Annotated in this window: 18 protein-coding genes; 10 read left to right on the top strand and 8 right to left on the bottom strand. The window is 51.0% G+C overall.

Features of this window, described 5'->3' with window-relative positions; genetic code table 11:
* Positions 1-14: 14 nt before the first annotated feature.
* The 4 genes from AC07N2_RS13670 (at position 15) to AC07N2_RS13685 (ending at position 6,053) form a co-directional block, all read left to right on the top strand.
* Entirely contained in the window at positions 15-2,825 is a 2,811-nt protein-coding gene (locus tag AC07N2_RS13670) for an autotransporter family protein (protein WP_494778729.1), read from the top strand.
* Positions 2,825-4,933, top strand: coding sequence for a tetratricopeptide repeat-containing sulfotransferase family protein (locus AC07N2_RS13675; RefSeq protein ID WP_494778730.1), 2,109 nt, complete (start codon positions 2,825-2,827; stop codon positions 4,931-4,933). Before AC07N2_RS13670 ends, AC07N2_RS13675 begins: the two co-directional genes overlap by 1 nt.
* Positions 4,930-5,538: an adenylyl-sulfate kinase gene (cysC, locus tag AC07N2_RS13680; RefSeq protein ID WP_494778731.1), complete on the top strand. Its 609-nt coding sequence runs from the start codon at positions 4,930-4,932 to the stop codon at positions 5,536-5,538. Before AC07N2_RS13675 ends, cysC begins: the two co-directional genes overlap by 4 nt.
* An 80-nt stretch (positions 5,539-5,618) precedes the next feature.
* The gene (locus AC07N2_RS13685) at positions 5,619-6,053 is read left to right on the top strand and encodes a YybH family protein (protein ID WP_494778732.1); all 435 of its coding nucleotides are present in this window, start codon (positions 5,619-5,621) and stop codon (positions 6,051-6,053) included.
* Between the two features lie 28 nt (positions 6,054-6,081).
* On the opposite strand, the gene AC07N2_RS13690 is transcribed toward AC07N2_RS13685, so the two are convergent.
* From AC07N2_RS13690 to fdxA, 6 genes are all read right to left on the bottom strand, one after another.
* Entirely contained in the window at positions 6,082-6,492 is a 411-nt protein-coding gene (locus AC07N2_RS13690; RefSeq protein WP_494778733.1) for a lysozyme inhibitor LprI family protein, read from the bottom strand.
* Between the two features lie 114 nt (positions 6,493-6,606).
* Positions 6,607-7,368 (bottom strand): ABC transporter permease, encoded by a 762-nt coding sequence (locus AC07N2_RS13695; RefSeq protein WP_494778734.1) that lies wholly within the window; start codon positions 7,366-7,368, stop codon positions 6,607-6,609.
* 10 nt (positions 7,369-7,378) lie between these two features.
* Complete coding sequence (locus AC07N2_RS13700; RefSeq protein WP_494778735.1) at positions 7,379-8,305, bottom strand: ABC transporter ATP-binding protein; 927 nt, start codon at positions 8,303-8,305, stop codon at positions 7,379-7,381.
* Between the two features lie 90 nt (positions 8,306-8,395).
* Positions 8,396-9,055, bottom strand: a complete 660-nt coding sequence (locus AC07N2_RS13705; protein WP_494778736.1) for an NAD-dependent epimerase/dehydratase family protein — start codon at positions 9,053-9,055, stop codon at positions 8,396-8,398.
* Between the two features lie 187 nt (positions 9,056-9,242).
* Entirely contained in the window at positions 9,243-10,001 is a 759-nt protein-coding gene (gene fnr, locus AC07N2_RS13710) for a fumarate/nitrate reduction transcriptional regulator Fnr (RefSeq protein ID WP_494778737.1), read from the bottom strand.
* A gap of 90 nt (positions 10,002-10,091) precedes the next feature.
* Positions 10,092-10,436, bottom strand: coding sequence for a ferredoxin FdxA (gene fdxA / locus AC07N2_RS13715; RefSeq protein ID WP_494779256.1), 345 nt, complete (start codon positions 10,434-10,436; stop codon positions 10,092-10,094).
* A gap of 518 nt (positions 10,437-10,954) precedes the next feature.
* Between fdxA and AC07N2_RS13720 the strand changes: the two genes are divergently transcribed.
* The 4 genes from AC07N2_RS13720 to AC07N2_RS13735 all read left to right on the top strand — a co-directional run bounded on the left by AC07N2_RS13720 (position 10,955) and on the right by AC07N2_RS13735 (position 16,251).
* The gene (locus AC07N2_RS13720; RefSeq protein ID WP_494778738.1) at positions 10,955-12,688 is read left to right on the top strand and encodes an ABC transporter permease; all 1,734 of its coding nucleotides are present in this window, start codon (positions 10,955-10,957) and stop codon (positions 12,686-12,688) included.
* Between the two features lie 10 nt (positions 12,689-12,698).
* Positions 12,699-14,000 carry an ABC transporter ATP-binding protein gene (locus AC07N2_RS13725; RefSeq protein ID WP_494778739.1) on the top strand — a complete coding sequence of 434 codons (1,302 nt, stop codon included), beginning with the start codon at positions 12,699-12,701 and terminating at the stop codon, positions 13,998-14,000.
* A 118-nt stretch (positions 14,001-14,118) separates the two neighbouring features.
* Positions 14,119-14,934, top strand: a complete 816-nt coding sequence (locus tag AC07N2_RS13730) for a DODA-type extradiol aromatic ring-opening family dioxygenase (protein WP_494778740.1) — start codon at positions 14,119-14,121, stop codon at positions 14,932-14,934.
* A gap of 66 nt (positions 14,935-15,000) precedes the next feature.
* On the top strand, positions 15,001-16,251 hold the full coding sequence (locus AC07N2_RS13735; RefSeq protein WP_494778741.1) for a hypothetical protein: 1,251 nt from the start codon (positions 15,001-15,003) through the stop codon (positions 16,249-16,251).
* A 26-nt stretch (positions 16,252-16,277) separates the two neighbouring features.
* On the opposite strand, the gene AC07N2_RS13740 is transcribed toward AC07N2_RS13735, so the two are convergent.
* Positions 16,278-16,646 (bottom strand): DUF1304 domain-containing protein, encoded by a 369-nt coding sequence (locus AC07N2_RS13740; protein ID WP_494778742.1) that lies wholly within the window; start codon positions 16,644-16,646, stop codon positions 16,278-16,280.
* A gap of 111 nt (positions 16,647-16,757) precedes the next feature.
* The gene (locus AC07N2_RS13745) at positions 16,758-18,260 is read right to left on the bottom strand and encodes a hypothetical protein (protein ID WP_494778743.1); all 1,503 of its coding nucleotides are present in this window, start codon (positions 18,258-18,260) and stop codon (positions 16,758-16,760) included.
* 424 nt (positions 18,261-18,684) lie between these two features.
* On the opposite strand from AC07N2_RS13745, the gene AC07N2_RS13750 reads away from it, so the two are divergent.
* Positions 18,685-19,149: an Rrf2 family transcriptional regulator gene (locus tag AC07N2_RS13750; protein ID WP_494778744.1), complete on the top strand. Its 465-nt coding sequence runs from the start codon at positions 18,685-18,687 to the stop codon at positions 19,147-19,149.
* Positions 19,130-20,029 carry an NAD(P)/FAD-dependent oxidoreductase gene (locus AC07N2_RS13755; protein ID WP_494778745.1) on the top strand — a complete coding sequence of 300 codons (900 nt, stop codon included), beginning with the start codon at positions 19,130-19,132 and terminating at the stop codon, positions 20,027-20,029. The genes AC07N2_RS13750 and AC07N2_RS13755 overlap by 20 nt, the downstream gene beginning before the upstream one ends.
* Positions 20,030-20,073: the final 44 nt, after the last annotated feature.

Below are 20,073 nucleotides of genomic sequence, written 5' to 3' on the forward strand. Positions count from 1 at the left end.
CAACGAGGTTATATATGAGCCAGATTGTTCGCCGCGATTGCACCAGTCAATTTTTGCCAGAGAAGAAACGTGCAAGACATCGTACGTTTGCAGGTGTATGGAAACTGAAGCCATTAAGTCTTGCCGTCACGGCCGCCTTGTCCATGATGGCAACGCAGCCAGCGCAAGCGGATGCACCGATTACGGGGTCGATTCCGGGAGCCTACACATGGTCTGGCGGTGATCTGGCCATCAATCCCGGCGTTGCCATCAGTGGAGGAAGCACAGGTGTGATTGCTGGAGGTTCATCGTTGGGAACCTTGAGCAATAGCGGGCAGCTCAGCGGAAGCTGGTTCGGTATCTATGTCGATGGAAATACGATAGAAGGAATAAACAATACCAGCAGTGGTTCCATTAACGGGAGCACGCATGGTATCGGCATTTATTCCAGTTCCAGCTTGGTCAAAACGCTGACGAACAGTGGAACGATAGGCACCATCGTGAATGGCTTCAATGGCATCTACAACGAAGGAACCATCAACACCCTGATTAACAACAGCGGCGCAGCCATTTCAGGCGGGAGCATGAATGCAGCCATCTATAACTCACGGACTATAGGAACGATAAGCAATAGCGGTCTTATCAATGGCGGGACGAGTAGTCTAGGTGCGACCAGTTACTACAGCAATGGTGTCGATAATCGCAGAACAATTAATGTTCTCAATAACAATAGCGGCGGCACCATTTATGGCCAATTCAGCGGCGTTTACAACTATCGTGGATCGGGCACTGCCGTCATCACAGAATTGAACAATAGCGGTTTGATCGATGGTGGTGTTGCCGGTGTGTATAACGATGATAGGGGGCAGATCACGACGCTGAATAATCGTGTCGATGGCACGATCAACGGTGGCTTGATCAACCGGAACATCATCACCACACTGAACAATGCCGGCACCATCACGGATCTAAGCACTGCTGTCACCAGTGTGAATGGTGGCTCCTATACGGACGGCATTACTGCCATCCATAATGAAAAGGGAACGATAGGGACCTTGAATAACAGTGGCATGATCAGTGCGATCAATGCCATTGTTATCGACAGCAATGCAACCATCACGACGCTCATCAATTCTGGAACGATAGCCGGCAACATCATCAACAATTCAACGCGAGCGCAAACCATCTCCGGCGGAACTGGTTCGGTTTTCGGCACATTGACTGGCCTCAATGGCAGCATCGGCTTGATTACCAATGCCAGTTCCAACTGGATATTTGGCGGCGGTAATCTGCTATTGAATGACAACATCAATGTCGGTACCAATAAGGTCATCAATTCGGCTGGTGTGTTGCAACTCAATAATCAGATCAACATTAGCGGCAACTACCAGCAAAGCGCGGCAGCAACATTGAATATCGGCGTGGGCAGCAATGCGATTGCCAACGGTGACATCAGCGACAGCGGTTACGGTCGGTTGATTGTTTCCGGTTCTGCCGTCATCGATGCCGGCTCAAGCGTAGATTTGAAAAAGAACGGCAGTTACCGCTTCGCCAACGGTCAGCGTTACCTGGTCATACAGGCTGCAACTGCCGGTAGCAATTACAACGAAAGTACATTGCAATATCAAGCCGATGGTTACAGAGGTGGCATCACCGGCAGCACTATCATTGATGGCAGTAATCTTGGCTTATTGCTGACGCTGGATGGCGAAATCATCAATCCGGCAAACAATGCAAACGCACGATCATCACTAGAAGGTTTGTTCAAGTACACAGGAACTGATGCAGCCTTGATGAATTTGTTTAATGCTGGTGCGGCGCTTGGTACACCAGAAGAGGCAAATCGTGCAGGTTCGCAATTGGATCCGTCGGCGATGGCTTCCGGCATCGCAGGTTCATCTGCAACTGTCTCTCGCCAAGTCAGCGCTATCGCATTCGATCATCTGAACAACACTGCGCCGACACAAGGTACGAGTGGCTTATCCAGCGGTGATGGCATGAGCGATAGCGCGGCTTGGGGGCAAGCTTTTGGTGGTCGCGCATCGGACAAAGGTCGCGACGGTGTATCGGGTTATCACGCCAGCTACAACGTCTTGCTGCTCGGTGCGGATACAGCACTAAACGATCAGTGGCGCCTTGGTGGCCTGCTTAGTTATGCCACCACATCGGTATCCAACGATGGCAATAACACTGGCAGTTATGCAAAGGTCGATTCCTATGGTTTGACCGCTTATGCTGGTTACACCGGCCAGCCGTGGTATGTGAACATGTCTGTCGGTGCGATGCGCAGCGATGTAAATGCACATCGTGTTATCAACTTTGCTGGTTTCAATGGAATTGCCAACAGCAGCTATAACGGCATGCAGTACATCGCTGCGGTACAGGCCGGTTATCCGCTCAATGTGAACGATACGATTGTTACGCCGCTTGCTGGTCTCACATACAGTAGCTTGCGCATGGATAGCTACACGGAGACTGGTGGCAACGGCGCGGCTTTGCGTGTCGATGGCACCGATACTCATTCGTTGAAGAGTGATCTGGGTGTCAAGCTGGAGCGCACATACAAAACTTCATACGGCTTGCTGAAGCCGACGGTACAACTAGGCTGGCGCCATGAATATAGCGACACGCGTCTGCAATCAGTTGCGAACTTCGCGGTCGATACTTCAGGTGCGACGACCTTCGTGACCACAGGACCCAAACCAGTCGCTGATACTGGTGTGCTGTCCCTGGGCCTGACATTGCTGCGCAATGAAAACCTGACGCTATCGACTAACTACACGCTGGAATCGGGTGGCGGCTATACCTCTCAGACGGGTGGTTTGACGGCGCGCTGGAGATTTTAATGCCTACCCTGACTGGCACTGAAAGCAATTTTCCTCATACTTCACAGCTGAGTATCCCGGAAGCCTTGAATCGTGCCTATGCATATTGGAATGCCGGTCAAGCTGCTGATGCAGAAAAATTATGCCAATACGTGTTGTTGGCGTGGCCGTATCAGACCGATGCCATGCACTTGCTGGGCCTGATAGCACATGCCTACGGTCATCTGGATATGGCCGTTATCCATCTGCGTCAGGCGTGTACGGCACCGCAGGTGCCGGCAGTTTATCTAAGTAACTTTGCAGAAATATGCCGTCAAAAAGGTCTGCTGGCAGAAGCAGAACAGGCTGGACAGCAGGCGATCAAACTCAATCCCGATCTGGTCGATGCATGGAACAATCTGGGCATCATCCTGCAAGAAAGCGGCAAGCTTGATGCCAGCCTCGAATGCTTGCAGCGCGTGGTCAATCTAAAACCGGACGAAGCCAGCGCGCATAACAATCTGGCGAATACCTATCGACGGTTGAATCGTCTGGAACGTGCCGAAGATCACTATAAAAAGGCATTGGAACTCAAGCCCAACTATGCTGAAGCGCATAGCAATATGGCTTTTTTATTGAATAGTCAGGGACAGTTCGATCAAGCTGCAGCAGCTGCACGCCAAGCGATAGAGATTAACCCGCAACTGATTGATGCCTATCTGAATCTGGCCGATATAGAAACCACACGCTTGCGTCACGCCGAGGCATTTCGCTGGCTGAATGCCTTGATTGCATTCGCACCGCAGCACGTCGCAGCATTAACGGCACGCGCACTGCTCTTGAAAAAAATGGAACGCAATGAAGAAGCGCTGATCTGTGCGCGGCAGGCATTGGCGGTCGCTCCCGATAACGCCAATGCGCACAACACATTGGGACTGGTATTGCAGGCATTGGGGCTACATGACGAAGCACTGGCAGCTTTCGATCAGGCGGCGATGCTACCGGGTTCGGTTAAGGAAGAGGCATTGGTTAGTCGTGCTTCACTCTTCATGGAAAGCGGTCGTGTGGAAGATGCGATCGCTGCTTTCGATCAAACCTTGCTCGCGTTTCCCAGATCGATACGCGTCATGACCAGTCGCAACGATGCCAAAACATATCAATCCGACGACCCGGACATTGCGGCGATGGAAGCTGCGTTGATACAAGCCGACAGTCTGTCTTTGATGGATCGTATGGCGGTGCATTTTGCTCTCGGCAAGGCATATCTGGACACGCGTAATTCGGCACGAGCGTTTTATCATCTGGATGCGGGCAATCGTTTGAAACGATCCACATTTAGCTATGACGCGGCTGTTACGCAACGGTGGATGAAAGGCATTGTTGCCACATTTGATACAGATGTTATGGCGCAACACACTGAAGCAGCGTCGTCGTCGGAATTGCCGGTTTTTATTATTGGCATGCCACGCTCAGGCACGACCTTGGTCGAACAAATCCTGGCTTCTCATCCGCAAATACATGGTGCAGGTGAGTTGAGTGCATTGCGTCTTGCGGTCGATAGAACAGGTGCTTTTCCGGAAAGGACCGCCCATCTGTCATCGGATGAGTTGGCACAGATCGGCCACGATTACTTGGCGCGCATAGCGCCGCTGGCAAACGGCAAGAGTCGTCTGGTCGACAAGATGCCATCCAATTTCTTTTATGCCGGTTTGATTCCATTGATTCTGCCGGGTGCGCGCATCATTCATTGTCGGCGCGATCCGGTTGATACTTGTCTGTCGTGCTACAGCAAACACTTCGCTGGTGAGCAATTGTTCAGTTACGACCTGACGGAGTTGGGGCAATTCCATCTTGCTTATCAGGCGCTAATGGATCATTGGCGCAAGGTGCTGCCAGCCGACAGATTCATAGAAGTGGATTACGAAGCGGTGGTGGAAGACCTCGAAGGTGAGGCCAAGCGCTTGATCGATTTTGTCGGCATGCCGTGGGACGATGCTTGCCTGAGTTTTCATAAAACGCGTCGCGTCGTTCGTACTGCCAGTGTTAATCAGGTGCGCCGACCTATTTATAAAACATCCAAAGGTCGTTGGGAAAGACATGTGGCTCACCTAGGCCCATTGCTGACAGCACTGAAAATCAATGAGTCGTGAATAAGCTCACTGCCGTCGCACATACACTTACTGCGACAGACCGTCAGACACATTACGGTCATGCTGGCGCGGTGTTGTGGCTGACAGGTTTGTCCGGCGCAGGCAAGTCCAGTCTGGCTATGCATCTTGAACACGCGCTGACCAAGCTGGGTTATTCCTGCTATGTGCTTGATGGTGACAATGTACGTCGAGGTTTGAATGCCAATCTGGGGTTCAGTCACGAAGGCAGAACGGAAAACATCCGTCGCGTGGGCGAAGTTGCATCCTTGTTCGCCGATGCAGGTCTGATTTGCATCGCCGCTTTCATCTCACCATATCGCGCTGATCGTGCGCGTGCCCGTGAGTGTTGCCGTCAGACTTTCCATGAAATTCATGTTGCCGCCGATCTTGCTACTTGTGAAGCGCGTGATCCGAAAGGTCTCTACAAGGAAGCTCGAGCAGGGAAGGTACGAGAATTTACTGGCATTAGTGCACCGTATGAAGCACCGGAACAGGCGGAATACATCGTTGATAGTGCCAATGAGTCTTTGACTACAAGCGTGGAAAAACTGACCGCTTATGTGCTTGCGAGTCTGCCGCTGGTGCGCGTCACTTCATCCAAATAACGTCTATCGCCATCATTCGTGGCAAAATCGTCTCGTATAGACATTCAGTCTTGCTTTAGATAATTATTCCGAGAGCGATCATGCCAAGTAAAGACATCGAGATCCAACTGAGCGAGCGTGCACGTCAGCCGGACGATTGCAGTCGTATTCTGGTTACAGCACTGGAATCCGGCGATATAGAGACATCGGTCGCACTTTATGAACCGACAGCAGTGTTGTTCTCGAAATCAGGCAGAACGATGACAGGGCTGGAGGCTATCCGTCAAAACAATGCATCACTGATAGCTTTGAAGCCCACATTCGCCATCGACTTCATCAAGTCCACGATCAGTGGCGACGGTACACTCGCGACCAATAGAATGAAGGCGAATTTGTCGTGGAAAGATGCGGAAGGGAAGTTGGTACAAGCCAGCGTGGACACACTAGAGGTATTGCGGAAGCAAGAAGATGGATCGTGGCGTTACATCATCGACGATCCGTATGGCAGCATGCGTGCGAATTTGAACGAACGTTAATTCGTTCAAATTCGTACTTAGGCGGTGTTTATGATTTGGCTTTGCTTCTACGGCTGAGGAAGCGTTCCAGATCGGAAATGCGCTGTTCCGTATGCAAACGCATGCAGCTGAAGAACTCGATGTCCTTCATGATGCTGCCTTTGTTATAGACGCTGATGGTCTTGCAATCCTGCTCGACAAATCCAGCCCATTCCTTTTGCGCCACACGTAATTGCTTTTTAGTCGCTACGTAAGGAATGCCTTCCTGATCCTGATTAGGGATTTGTTTCAGCAAGGCTTTGTAGGTGACGTCCAGCTTGTCATGCGCTTTTTTGTATTCTTCTTTTGCGCAGCTATTCATTTCCTGCGGCGACCCTTTGGACAGACAGGGATCAACCTGTTGTGCAAAAGCGCTGATCGGAAGCAAGGTCAAAAAAGCCAGTGTGATTTTATTCATCATATCCCTGTCGAAAAAATTAATAAGCACATGCGTCTTCAGCAAGACTAGCAGCATACGGCAGCAGCTTGCTTCATATTTTGATTGACGTCAATAAACTGTCTGGTAGATGTCAATCTAGGTTTTCAGTCGATAGCCAGTCTTGAAGATGTACCAGACGGCGACCAGACATGCGCTCAGGAAGACCAAGGTCATGACTATGCTGACGGCGACGCTGACATCCGAAACGCCATAAAAGCTCCAGCGGAAGCCACTAATCAGATAAACCACCGGGTTCACGAGCGCGATCTTTTGCCATACTGCAGGCAACATATTGATTGAATAGAAGCTGCCGCCAAGGAAAGCTAATGGCGTCACGATCAGCATAGGAATGATTTGCAGCTTCTCAAAACCAGTCGCCCAGATACCGATGATGAAGCCAAACAGGCTGAAGGTAACGGCGGTCAGAATCAGAAAAGTCAGCATCCACAGTGGATGTGCAATTTCAAAAGTGACAAACAATCGTGCCGTTGCCAGTATCAAGATGCCGAGTATGATGGATTTGGTTGCGGCTGCACCTACATAGCCGATGACAATTTCCACATAAGACACTGGCGCGGAGAGTATCTCGTAGATCGTGCCAGCGTATTTCGGCATGAAGATACCGAAGGACGCGTTCGAAATACTCTCTGTCATCAATGCCATCATGATCAAGCCCGGCACGATGAAGGCGCCATAGCTGACGCCGTTGACTTCGACCATGCGCGAACCGATGGCCGCGCCAAACACGACGAAGTAGAGCGAGGTAGAAATAACCGGCGATGCAATACTTTGCATCAGCGTGCGCCAGGTACGCGCCAGTTCGAATTTATAAATAGCTTGGATTGCGTAAATGTTCATGGTTTCCTTCTCAATCCTTGCTGTGCACTAGGCTGACAAAAATCTCTTCCAGCGAGCTTTGGCTGGATTGCAGATCCTTGAAGTCGATGTTGTGCTCACTCAATTTCTTCAACAGTTCGGCGATGCCGGTTTGTTCACTCTGCGCATCGAAGGTGTATGTCAGTTCGTTACCGTCTGTCGAAAGCTCCAGTTGCAAATGAGAAAGCTCGGCAGGAATGATTTGCAAGGGATGCTGCAATTGCAGGCGTAATTGCTTCTTGCCCAGCTTGGCCATCAAAGCTGCCTTGTCTTCGACCAGGATCAGTTCGCCTTTGCGGATGACGCCGATACGGTCGGCCATCTCTTCGGCTTCTTCAATATAGTGCGTAGTCAAGATGATAGTCACGCCGCTCTCACGCAGGCCGCGCACCATTTCCCACATATCGCGGCGCAGCTCAACGTCGACGCCAGCCGTCGGTTCATCGAGGAAGAGTATCTGCGGTTCGTGCGAGAGTGCCTTGGCGATCATCACGCGTCGTTTCATGCCGCCGGACAAGGCAAAGATTTTCGAATCTTTTTTGTCCCACAGCGAAAGAGAGCGCAAGACTTTCTCGACGTACGCATGATCTTTCGGCTTGCCGAATATGCCGCGACTGAAATTGACTGTGGCCCATACCGTTTCAAATGCGTCGGTCGATAGCTCTTGCGGTACCAGTCCGATCTTGGTGCGGGCAGCGCGATAGTCGGTCACGATATTGTGACCATCGGCCAGTACGGTACCTTCACTCGGATTGACGATGCCGCAGATGATGCTGATCAATGTGGTTTTGCCGGCACCGTTCGGTCCGAGCAGGGCGAAGATTTCGCCGCGACGGATATCGAGATCGATGCCTTTGAGCGCCTGAAAGCCTGACGCATACTGCTTGGTCAGACCCTTGACGGAAATAATCGATTGCAAACTGCCTCCGTAATAGATGGATGATGCCAACTCGCGTATGTTGCGAGTGACTGTCAGTTTTTTAGAATGCAGAAATGCTGCAGATACGCATTATCGCAGCGTAGCGATATCCTTGCTTTCCAGTACGTGTTTATCTGCGCCATGCCTGGCAACAGTCAGCATCGCCTTGCCCAATGCTTCGGTGGTGGTGATCTGCTCGGGGAATATGGCGCGCAGAATCGGGAAAAGTGGTGCGGATAATGCGTAAAGCAGACGGTAAGACCTGGTTTTTGATTTTATTCCGTGTAATGGCTGTATCACGCCCGGACGGAACATATAAGCGTTGAAGGGCAGGCGCAGCAAGGCATTCTCTGTTTTTCCCTTTACGCGCGCCCACATCACGCGTCCCTGTTCCGAGCTGTCGGTACTGGCACCAGATACATAGATGAAGGTCATATTCGGATTGAGTCTGGCCAATGTTGTGGCTGCCGCCAGCGTCATGTCATAGCTGATACGGGTGTAGTCGGCTTCGGTCATTCCAACGGATGAAATGCCAAGACAGAAGAAACATGCATCGATATCTCTCAATTCATCTTCGATGGCCGTGTAATCAAACAAGTCGGAATGAACGATGTCCCGCAATTTTGGATGTTGTTGCCCAGTGCTGCTGCGGCCTATGGTTTTTATCAGCGTGACATCGGGATCGAGCAGGCATTCTCGCAATACGCCCTGGCCGACCATACCGGTCGCACCGAATATCAATATATTCATTTCATCCTCTTCGGTAAGCCCAACGTTAAACGCGCGAGTGCATCGTGCATGCGATCACTGAATAGCCAACGCATGAATAGAATCAGCTTCCTTACGCCAATTTTTTACTTGAATGGCTAAGTAAAAATGGCTAAGTCAGAACGTGTGCTCAAGGTAGGGGCGCCTTGAATAAAATCAATACCTGGATTTAACGGCAACTGGCGCTGCCAGCAGCCATTTCTTTCAAAATTGCGGGGTCGAGTAGCTCAATCTCGCGATTGCTCACTTTAAGCAAGCCTTCTTTCTTGAACTTGGAGAGCAAGCGGCTGATGCTTTCTATCGTCAGGCCGAGATAGTTGCCTATATCTTCACGCGACATACGCAGTTGGAAGTTGGTGGAGGAGTAGCCACGCGCTGTATAGCGTGAAGCCAGATTCAGCAAAAAGGCCGCAAAGCGTTGTTCAGCACGCATGTTGCCGAGCAGTAGCATGACGCTTTGCTCACGCGTGATTTCCTGGCTCATCATGCGATGGAAGTGACGCAGCAGCGTTGGCATGGTGCTGAATAACTCTTCCAGTCGTGGGAATGGGATTTCGCAGACTTCACTGTCTTCCAGCGCAATCGCATCACAGTGGTGGAGATCGGTGCTGATTGCATCCATGCCGAGCAATTCGCCCGTCATCTGGAAGCCGGTAATCTGCTGTTCGCCGCCAGCATTGATCTGGCAGGTTTTGAAGTGGCCTACGCGCACCGCATACAAGTTAACAAAGGGATCGCCCATGCGATACAGATACTCATCGCGCGACACTTTGCGCCGGCGGCCGATGATTTGATCCAGACGCTCCATATCGTTTTCGCCCAAGCCCATAGGCAGACACAACTGATGCATGCTGCAAGTGGAGCAACTGGCACGCAAGGCGTTGACGTTCAATGCTGTATCAACGGTAGGGGAAGAGGGCTGGCTCATATTCTTTGCTTAGTCGAACCGCAATGCGGCATGGGTGCGGTGACTGGTTTGATTAACGGTGAGAGGCTCAGTCTTGAAGACTGAGGCGACTCATGTGATCTTGTCATCAATCTGTAACAAGGGCAACTTATCCTTCACCTGCGCCCATTTTTCATGTTCAGGCATAGGTATCTTGGCCTGGCTGATACGTTTCCAGTCCGGGCGCGTGGATAGTTCACGATTCAATGCGACGAAATGCTGCTGTTCGGGCGAAATTTCAGCCGCGTTAACGATGGCATTGACGGGGCATTCCGGTACGCATACGGAACAATCGATGCATTCATCTTGATTGATCGCAAGAAAGTTGGGGCCTTCAAAAAAACAATCCATCGGGCAAACCACAACGCAATCGGTATATTTACATTGAATACATGCTTCAGTGACGACAAACGGCATTTTCCTTGTTCCATTTTTGCGATCAGATGCGCCATTGTAAACGCTGTCGCCGGAATTGCCTTTTTGAAGGTGCGCCGAAATGACGGCGCTCATTGCAAGATGGGAAGGCGAGTGGTAAAGTGCGTCGATTATTTTCCGATGGGGTTTTTGAATGGGCAGTTCCAGTTGTAGTTCTCATACCGATAGTATGCTGGCAAGGTAGCCCACGATTTCTCATCGCTACCTTGCCGCAATGGCGGGTAGTGGCTTTAAGGCAATCGGTCCTCGGTTGTTCTTTTTCTACTCCCTTAGTTTTTAAATTGATTGCATATATCGCTCTGGCGGTGTGATCTTGTGTCCACCTGCACGAGCTTGAGTGCGTTGTATCTTGCTGATGACTCGCAAGCATGGTCTGACTGTTGACGTCGCTTCATCGCGCCTTCATACACTCGGAGCAGCATGCGTATTCCTGCCGGCGAAGGTGATATGCCTTTTCCCGGTGTGCTCAGACTGGATAATCATGAATACAAGGTGTCACCATGTTTGAGTTGTTTGCCCCTCGTCGGGCAGATCAGTCCTTGCTTGCGATTTCTCCCAATCGCTGGGATTGGGCATTGTTGCCGCTGGTGCTGGCCGTGTTTGTTGCGGTGGGCTTTGGCGCGATGCAGATGACCAGGCCGTTTGTGGTCGGCGAAGTAACGCCGATCTCGCTTGATCCCTCCAATCTTCCTTATTACTTGCTGCGTACGATTTTGCGGATGTTCATAGCGCTGGCTTTTGCGCTGCTGTTCAGCTTTATCTTCGCTGCGATTGCGGCCAAATATCGCGCTGCCGAAAAGGTCATGATACCGATGCTGGATATCCTGCAATCGGTGCCGATTCTCGGCTTTCAGGCGATTGCGATTGCGCCGTTCATAGCATTCTTCCCCGGCAATCTGCTGGGCGTTGAGTGTGCGGCGATTTTTGCGATCTTTTCTTCGCAGGCGTGGAATATGGCGTTCAGCCTGTATCAATCGATACGAACTGTGCCGGCTGAACTGAGCGAAGCTTCGCGCGTGTTCCGTCAATCGGGTTGGCAGCGTTTCTGGCGTTTGGAATTGCCTTATGCGATGCCGGGCTTGTTGTGGAACATGATGATGTCCATGTCCGGCGGCTGGTTCTTCCTGGTGGCGGCAGAAGCGATTTCCGTTGCAGGACAAGATATCAAGCTGCCCGGCATAGGCGCTTATATCGCAGTCGCGATTGAAGCCAAGGATCTGCATGCGATCGGCTGGGCGATAGGTGCCATGTTGGCCGGGATCGTCTTGTATGACCAATTGTTCTTCCGGCCTTTGCTCGCATGGGCGGATAAATTCCGTTTTGAAGAGTCACAAGGCGAAACCGAACAGCGTTCGTGGTTATTGAATTGGGGACGCCGCAGCCGCTGGATGCGTGCATTTACGGATCGTGTCTGGACTATGTTGCGCAGCACCTTGGGTTGGTTCAGCGTGCGCTACGACGGTACCGCGCCGCAAGCCAGTGCGCGTGTCATTCATCCTTTATGGTCGCGTGCATGGAGCGTAGTGGTCTTGCTTGCTACCGCGCTGGCGATCTATCGATTAATTACTTTCGTACATAGCGATGTCGGTTGGCCTGAAGTAGTCCATGTGGTGTGGTTGGGCCTGATTACACTGACACGCGTGTTGGTGCTGATTGCCCTGGCATCGCTGATCTGGGTGCCGATTGCAGTCTGGATCGGTTTGCGTCCCAAGTATTCGCAACGTGTGCAAGGTGTTGCGCAATTCCTTGCTGCGTTCCCGGTTAACTTGATGTTTCCACTGGTGGTGTATGTGCTGCTGACGATGCAGCTCAATCCAAACATCTGGCTCAGTCCCTTGATGGTGTTTGGCACGCAGTGGTACATCCTGTTCAACGTGGTGGCTGGTGCCTCGACGATTCCAAATGAATTGCGTTTGGCATCCGACAATCTAGGTTTGAAGGGTTGGCTGAAATGGAAGCGTGTCTATCTGCCTGCCGTATTCCCTAGTTATGTGACGGGTGCGATTACGGCTAGCGGTGGTTCGTGGAATGCCAGCATTGTTGCCGAGTATGTGACCTGGGGCAAAACGACGCTGGTCGCTGAAGGATTGGGTAGTTACATCAAGCAAATGACCGATGCCGGCGACTTCCATCGCATTGCGCTCGGTATCGGCGTGATGTGCATATTTGTTATGTTGTTAAACAGATTTTTCTGGCGCAAATTGTATTTGCTGGCAGAAGACCGCAGCCATTGAGAGGGCCGTCATGAGCCAAAATGTATTGATTGAATTGACCGGTGTGGATAAATCCTTCCAGACCGCAGACGGCACACCTTGCAGCGTGTTGGAGAAAGTGGATTTCGCGTTGGCAGAAGGAGAGATTGTCGCCTTGCTGGGTAAATCCGGCTCGGGTAAGTCCACCTTGCTGCGCATCATGGCGGGCTTGATTCCCGCGGATGAGGGCAGTGCAAAGTATCGTGGTCAGGAAATCTATGGTCCGGTTGCCGGCATTGCGATGGTGTTCCAGTCATTCGCACTATTTCCATGGCTGACCGTGCAGCAGAACGTGGAACTCGGACTGGAAGCGCAGGGCGTACCACCAGATGAACGCGAGAAGCGTGCAGATGCCATGCTTGATCTGATTGGCTTGGCCGGCTTCGGTGGCGCATTGCCGCGCGAATTGTCAGGCGGGATGAAGCAGCGTGTCGGTATCGCACGCGGCCTGGTCACAGGGCCGGATGTCTTGCTGATGGATGAGGCGTTTTCTGCATTGGATGTGTTGACCGGCGAAACGCTGCGTGACGACATTTTGGAAATGTGGGAAGAGAAGCGTATTCCTACCAAAGGCATTTTGATCGTTTCTCACAATATTGAAGAAGCGGTCATGATGTCTGATCGCATCCTCGTTCTGTCCAGCAGCCCGGGACGCATACGCAGCGAGATCAAGATCAATCTGCCGCGACCACGCAATGTGGATTCTCCTGAAGTCAGAGCCTTGATCGATGAAGTGTACGCGTTGATGACGATGCGCACGCCGCAAGAAGCAACGACAGGTGCTGCGCTGCATGCCAACCTCAGTTACCGTTTGCCGGAAACCGACGTTGCGCATATCGAAGGTGTGCTCGATCTCTTGGCTGCGCCACCATTCAACGGCCGTGCCGATTTGCCGGAGTTGACCGAAGAAGCCAAGTTGCCGGACGAAGAACTGTTCCCGACTTACGAAGCACTCGGCTTGCTGGGATTGGCACAGGTAGAGAAGGGCGATATCACGCTGACTGCGTTAGGACACAGCTATGCGCAAGCAGCGCACATGCGCAGAAAAGAAATTTTCGGCCAGCAGTTGTTGACGCATGTGCCATTGGCCGCGCATATCCGCAACAGTCTGGAGCAGGAAGCAGCGGGTTCGCTGTCGGAAAAAGGTTTCCTCGATACGCTGGAAGAATTCTTGAAAGAAGAAGAGGCCAAGCGCGTGCTGGAAGTGGTGGTTGAGTGGGGCCGTTATGGTGAAGTCTATGAATACGACTACCACACCGGACAACTCAAATTGCCGGAAAACGAAACCGAGTAAGCGTGTCTTGCGAGCGGCGCAGTGATGTCAAAAAAACCATTGCACAGCTCGCCAGCAAGAATTTCGCCGCGGCAGCACAATAGTGTCTTGAAAAATTCAATCGCTAATGGATAGCATCATGGCCAACTCTACTCGTCTTCCTACCTTCTTCATTCCGCACGGCGGCGGCCCTTGTTTTTTCATGGACTGGCCGGGCGATCCACACATGTGGGATCGCATGGCAGACTTTTTGCGGAATATGCATACCTATGTCGGCGAAAAGCCGAAGGCGGTTCTCGTCATCTCCGGTCATTGGATGGAAGATGAGTTCACCGTCATGACAGGTGCGCATCCACCGCTGATCTATGACTACTACGGTTTTCCTCCACACACTTACGAACTGACGTATCCGGCACCGGGCGCGCCGGCATTGGCAAAGCGCATAGTCGATCTGCTGGGTGCGGTGAATATTCCCGTCAAGACGGATGCAAAGCGCGGCTTCGATCACGGTGTCTTCATCCCGTTCAAACTGATTTATCCGGATGCTGACATCCCGATTCTGCAACTCTCAATGAAAACCGATCTTGATCCGGCTGAGCATCTGCGCGCTGGCGCAGCTTTGCAGGCATTGCGCGATGAAGGCGTGTTGATCGTCGGCAGCGGCATGAGCTTTCACAATATGCGTGGTTTCAGTCCGGCATTTACTGAAGCGTCCAAACGTTTTGATACATGGTTGAGCGACAGCATTTCCGCTCCGGTAGAAGAACGCGATGCATTGTTAACAGCATGGGCGGAGGCGCCAGATGCCAAGCTGACTCAGCCATATCCGGATCACTTGCTGCCATTGATGGTTGCAGCTGGCGCGGCGGGTGATGATCTGGGACGCAAAATATTTGAAGACAAGGTGATGGAAGTTGTGGTGTCAGGTTATGTATTCGGTGATAAAGCTGTCTGATGTTTTAGGTGCGCCAAGTTATCTCGCAGGGATGAGCATTGTTACTAGAAAAAACGGAGATGGTTCGTGCCACCTTCAGCCTATGAACAAATAACAATAAATAACATGATGATCTACAAATCTATTTGCGGTCGATTCTCTCTGCTTGTTAGTTTGGCGCTCATTGCCTCGATATTAGGTGGATGTGCACATGCTCCGGCATCGGTAGCATTGGACGACGATCATCGAAAAGCAATAAAGAAAATAGCGATACTCACGATCGAACAACCCAAGCAGATAAAAATAAGCAGTGCATCTGGAGCTGGCGTGATAGCTAGCTCTATACCTGGATTGGGTGTGCTCGGTGCGGCATTGGTAGCAGGGACAACTGCAGCAGTAGGGCAAGCTGCAGATGGCACGCTGATCGGCGAAAAGCAAACAGAGTACAACGAGCTGTTTGCTAAAAATCCTTATGATTTCGCAGCAAAACTCCGGAGCGAATTAAAAACGCAGATGGAGTCGAAGGGCTATGAAGTTATTTTCATCGACGATCCAAAGATAGCAATTCCAAATGCTCAGGGTGAATTCGATTTTGGGAAAAATGATATCCATGCAGATGCAGTCTTGCATGTGAAATACACCGTATTTGGCTATACGTCAGCAGCGTTTTCTACCACCTTCAAGCCGCAGATAGTACTGACTGCCAAATTGATGGATGCCAAGAACAATGCTTTGTTGTTCTCCATGCCAGTTCGCATTCCTGTGCCCTCAAAAAATGGAGAAGAAGTGGTGGGCTTTGACGGCTTTGAGTCACTCAAGACTGAATATAGAGAGTCCTATAGTGTTTTGCTCAATTACCAGGCATTGATGGCGAAGCTGCTAGCAAAACAACTTGCAGGAGAAAAAGACACCGCGATTTCAGTAGCAAATCAAAATGATGCGCTAGCCAAAGTGCAAAACAAGCAAGCGCTGGTCGACGAGAACGCTGAGAAGTGGAATGGTCTGATGTCATGCGGCGCGCGTCAAGATAAAAGTACACGCAAGGCATATCAAGCTAAATTCGCTATGGAAGTCAAAGGCAGTTCGGTGAATGTCCATCGGCAGTTGCCACAGGTAGCGGAAACGTTAGCCGGTCAGATCGCCGAAAACATGCTGGTCTTGCTTGGTGAGGGATATCTAACGAATACCCCGAATCAGAAATGGCAATTCAGAATCAGTGGTGATTTTCAGCCTGGCGTGCCGACTTATTCTGGTAAGGGCAATATGCTTGCAAACGGACATGCAATTCGCGCTTGCGAATTGACGATGACGCGCGCCGCTCTTGCACCAAATCGATAATGGCTAGCTAGATAAACTCGATCGGCTCACACCTGAGATTTAGCCAAGAGCACCAATGCTAAAGCGATGGCACCGGGAAGTGCTTGAACAAACAATATCTTTTTGCTTGATGTAATCGCACCGTAGATGCCCGCCACAACAACGCAGGCCAGGAAGAAGACTTTGACTGAGTCACCGGCTGCGCCTAGCCAGATGCCCCAGATGAGGCCGGCAGCCAGAAAGCCGTTGTACAGACCTTGATTGGCAGCCAGGACTTTCGAGGCAGCTGAAAATTCCTTTGTCAGGCCAAAAGCTTTTCTGCCCTTGGGCGTATCCCACAAAAACATTTCCAAATACAAGATATAGACGTGTAGTGCAGCCACAAGTCCTGTCGCAACGGTCGCTATGGTATGCATGTCTTGGCTCCTCTTGTGCCGGTCTATAGTGCGCTGATCAATTTGATGACCGCATTTGCTCAATAGTAGACCGATTGCTTGCAAGCCGGGTAGCGGTGAGAGTTCTCTTCGTCAAGACACGAGAAGCGCCAAGTCTTTTTCCCTTGATTGCTCTTCTAATTGCGTCGGATTGGGCTGCAAGAACACCAGATCATTGATGGTCGATAGTGCCTGTTGTCCAAGATAACTATCCAGCCAGGCTTTAGCATCGTTGCCCTGGCTGCTCGCTTTGAACAGCGCCAGAAAATCTTCTGATTGTGACGCTTGGCGTGACGTCGTTTTGTCTTCTGTGAGCTTGCCTGCTACGAATTTTTGTAACTGCGCAGATTGGCTCGCTGACTGGATAAGTGATGCATGGACCACTGCTCCCTTTTCATAACTGATGGCGGCGGCGCTACTGGCCTCATCTTTTATCTGGTGATAGTAGTAGTTCTGCGACTTGATTTCAGTTGATAGTTCCAATTTTTGATTGGCTGTCAGCGGTTCGTGATAGCTGGCAGTCAGATTCGATTGCTGCTTTTGCGTGATCGAACGGTCCAACTGGTTGCGTCCCTTGATGCTGCTGTCCTGCGATAGCTGATAGGAAAATGCATCCCGTTCGTTTGGACGATACGGATTGCTTAATTCTGAATTTTGCGTGACCGATGCAGAGAAATCAGCGAGTCCCGTCAATACGCTGCGATCGAGTTGGTTGAGTTGTATCGTCGGCGTCGTAACTGCTTCCGCACGCTGTTGCGCCGTTAGTGCAGGGTAGTTACTGTTGAGTCCGACAAACGCATCCTTGAACATGGTCATCAGCGTAGCGTCGCCATGTCCACGTTTTTGTGCAGCGTCAAATTGCTTCAGATAATTATCGACGGCTTTCGCCTGTTGCTTGGTGTTACCAATAATAGTGGGATTGCTCAGATCGACGTTGACCTTCATGCTGCCGATAGGACCACTGGTGCTGACGCTACGCTGCTTGCTGTCGGCATGAAAATCAAGGATTTGATTTTCGCCCTTAACCGTTGTTAGGCTTGTATGCAGACTCACCGATGACAGCACGGTCGAATCGAACTGCATCAGTCCGGTGAGATTAAGCCGTGGTGGATTACTCGCAAGTCCATCGATGGCATCCTGAAATGCGCCTGACAGCTTGGCCAATGCATTGCGATCAGCCTCGGTGAGAGTGCCACCAGTCACTTGTACTTGCACTGCCATGCCATTTTCTTGCGAGCCTAGCGTCAACTCGACTTGTGCGCCGCCTACGGTTTGGATTTTCAGAGAAACTTGATTGTCAGCCCGCGTATGCAGTTGCGACCGCGTAATGGTTTCAAGAATTTCGCTAGGTTCGCTGTCCGGTGCGAATTGAATTATCGATTGCGAGAAATTATCGCTATCTTCGGTACTGTTCTTGAAACGCTCCAACAACGCGGCACCAAGATCCTTGAATCCAAACGATGACGAGCGCGAGGCAAAATTCGTCGCCATCAGCGTGGTCAATGCATCGGTAGAAGCGCGCTCCCATATCTGTATGGGCTTCAACACGGATAGCAGTGAACCGCTCGGAGAATACATCTGATCAATTGCCGTCATACCCGTTTGGCCAAGTGTGACAGACGTCACTGATTGTGGCGCGATAGAGCTGATCGAAGTTGTGCCAGACGATACAACGCTCTTGCTTGAGGATGGCGAGGCGGGAAGGCTTGTTGATCCAACGGTTGCTAAGGTCACCATGGCAGCAATATCACTTGGATGAATTAAAAGGTGCAAGCCACGAGAAATCAACGATGTCTCGTAGGCCAAAAAATTTGTAGTACTTGTTATTGATGTAACGGCTGATTGCCGGGAATCTTTAAAGAATGGGCGGGCGCGCTATCAATCTCGCTTTTGTTCTGCTTTTAGTTCTTGGCAGACTGACTACTTTCGATTCAAAGCTGACATGCGAAGCATCGGCGAGTAAAGGTAGTTGTAATTCTGAAGCTTGATATGTTTCGCATCATGCACTATCATTAGTTACATGAGACAAGACAGCAAACTTTCTTCCGTGTTGCATGTGCTTTTGCACATGGCACACATCGAACGACCCCTTACCTCGGAAGAGCTCGCGGGATACCTGCACACGAATGCAGTACTGGTAAGGCGTGTGTTGGCGGGTCTGCGGACTCGCGGTTATGTCGCATCAGATAAGGGGCATGGTGGTGGCTGGTCTTTAGTCTGTGACCTTCAAAAGGTAACTCTACGAGACATCTACGAGGCAGTAGGCGCACCTACTGTCTTTGCAATGGGAAACCGAAATGAAAACCCTGCATGCCTAGTAGAACAAGCGGTCAACAATGCTTTGAGCGACGCATTTCGTGAAGCGGAGCAGTTACTCATTAGCCGACTCGGTGATGTCACTCTAGCGGATTTGTCAGCGGACTTTAGTCTTCGCTACGCAAAGCATAAACATTCAAAGGATATACATGAACATCATGACTTATGACGTCATTGTTGTCGGAGGAAGCTACGCAGGACTATCCGCCGCTACTCAAATAGCGCGCACAAGACGCCCTGTGTTAGTCATTGATAGCGAACAGCGTCGCAATCGTTTTGCTACACATTCACATGGTTTTTTGGGACAGGACGGACGTGCGGCTGCGGATATTGCCGCCGACGGTAAAGCGCAATTGCTTCGCTATCCAAATGCTGCTTGGTTAGCTGCAAAGGCACTTAATATCGAGGGCGAAGAAGGTGCGTTCTTGATTCAAGCCGACAATGAACTGGTGCGTGGTAAGCGCGTTATTCTCGCGACCGGTGTCGTCGATGAGTTACTTGCAATCGAAGGACTGAAGGAGCGCTGGGGCCAAAGTGTCTTTCACTGTCCTTATTGTCATGGCTATGAATTAAACGCAGGTCGCATTGGCGTTATAGCAAGCAGTGAACTTTCGATGCACCATGCTCAGATGCTGCCTGATTGGGGGACTGTCACTTTGTTCACCAACCAAAGCTTCGTTCCGGATGAACCTCAACGTAAATCTCTGTTCGACCGGGGTGTCACGATAGATGAAAATCGCATTCGTCGTATTAGCGGTCAAGCGGACGTGGAACTGGAAGACGGCTCTACGAAACAGATGAATGGTTTATTTACGCTTTCCCGCACGCACATGGCCAGCCCATTGGCCGAACAGGCGGGATGCGTTTTTGATGCAGGACCGCTTGGGGAATATATACAGGTCGACCCAATGACCAAGAAGACCAGCGTCCCAGGCATTTATGCCTGTGGAGATGCGGCACGAGCAATGGGCAATGTAGCGATAGCCGTTGCAGACGGCGCGCAAGCTGGCGTAGGTGCTCATTTTTCTTTGCTCTTTCCAGAGCATTGATCGCCTTGGTTGCCTAGCTTCCAAGGTCTTGCCGATAATAAAGG

The organism is Herminiimonas sp. GW821-FHT09C12, from assembly GCF_059416385.1.

What these genes read in the sequence shown, in the direction of transcription:
- AC07N2_RS13670 (WP_494778729.1), top strand. Translation starts at nt 15, where the DNA reads ATGAGCCAGATTGTTCGCCGCGATTGCACCAGTCAATTTTTGCCAGAG.
- AC07N2_RS13675 (WP_494778730.1), top strand. Translation starts at nt 2,825, where the DNA reads ATGCCTACCCTGACTGGCACTGAAAGCAATTTTCCTCATACTTCACAG.
- AC07N2_RS13685 (WP_494778732.1), top strand. Translation starts at nt 5,619, where the DNA reads ATGCCAAGTAAAGACATCGAGATCCAACTGAGCGAGCGTGCACGTCAG.
- AC07N2_RS13690 (WP_494778733.1), bottom strand. Translation starts at nt 6,492, where the DNA reads ATGATGAATAAAATCACACTGGCTTTTTTGACCTTGCTTCCGATCAGC.
- AC07N2_RS13695 (WP_494778734.1), bottom strand. Translation starts at nt 7,368, where the DNA reads ATGAACATTTACGCAATCCAAGCTATTTATAAATTCGAACTGGCGCGT.
- AC07N2_RS13705 (WP_494778736.1), bottom strand. Translation starts at nt 9,055, where the DNA reads ATGAATATATTGATATTCGGTGCGACCGGTATGGTCGGCCAGGGCGTA.
- fnr (WP_494778737.1), bottom strand. Translation starts at nt 10,001, where the DNA reads ATGAGCCAGCCCTCTTCCCCTACCGTTGATACAGCATTGAACGTCAAC.
- fdxA (WP_494779256.1), bottom strand. Translation starts at nt 10,436, where the DNA reads ATGCCGTTTGTCGTCACTGAAGCATGTATTCAATGTAAATATACCGAT.
- AC07N2_RS13720 (WP_494778738.1), top strand. Translation starts at nt 10,955, where the DNA reads ATGTTTGAGTTGTTTGCCCCTCGTCGGGCAGATCAGTCCTTGCTTGCG.
- AC07N2_RS13725 (WP_494778739.1), top strand. Translation starts at nt 12,699, where the DNA reads ATGAGCCAAAATGTATTGATTGAATTGACCGGTGTGGATAAATCCTTC.
- AC07N2_RS13730 (WP_494778740.1), top strand. Translation starts at nt 14,119, where the DNA reads ATGGCCAACTCTACTCGTCTTCCTACCTTCTTCATTCCGCACGGCGGC.
- AC07N2_RS13740 (WP_494778742.1), bottom strand. Translation starts at nt 16,646, where the DNA reads ATGCATACCATAGCGACCGTTGCGACAGGACTTGTGGCTGCACTACAC.
- AC07N2_RS13745 (WP_494778743.1), bottom strand. Translation starts at nt 18,260, where the DNA reads ATGACGGCAATTGATCAGATGTATTCTCCGAGCGGTTCACTGCTATCC.
- AC07N2_RS13750 (WP_494778744.1), top strand. Translation starts at nt 18,685, where the DNA reads ATGAGACAAGACAGCAAACTTTCTTCCGTGTTGCATGTGCTTTTGCAC.
- AC07N2_RS13755 (WP_494778745.1), top strand. Translation starts at nt 19,130, where the DNA reads ATGAACATCATGACTTATGACGTCATTGTTGTCGGAGGAAGCTACGCA.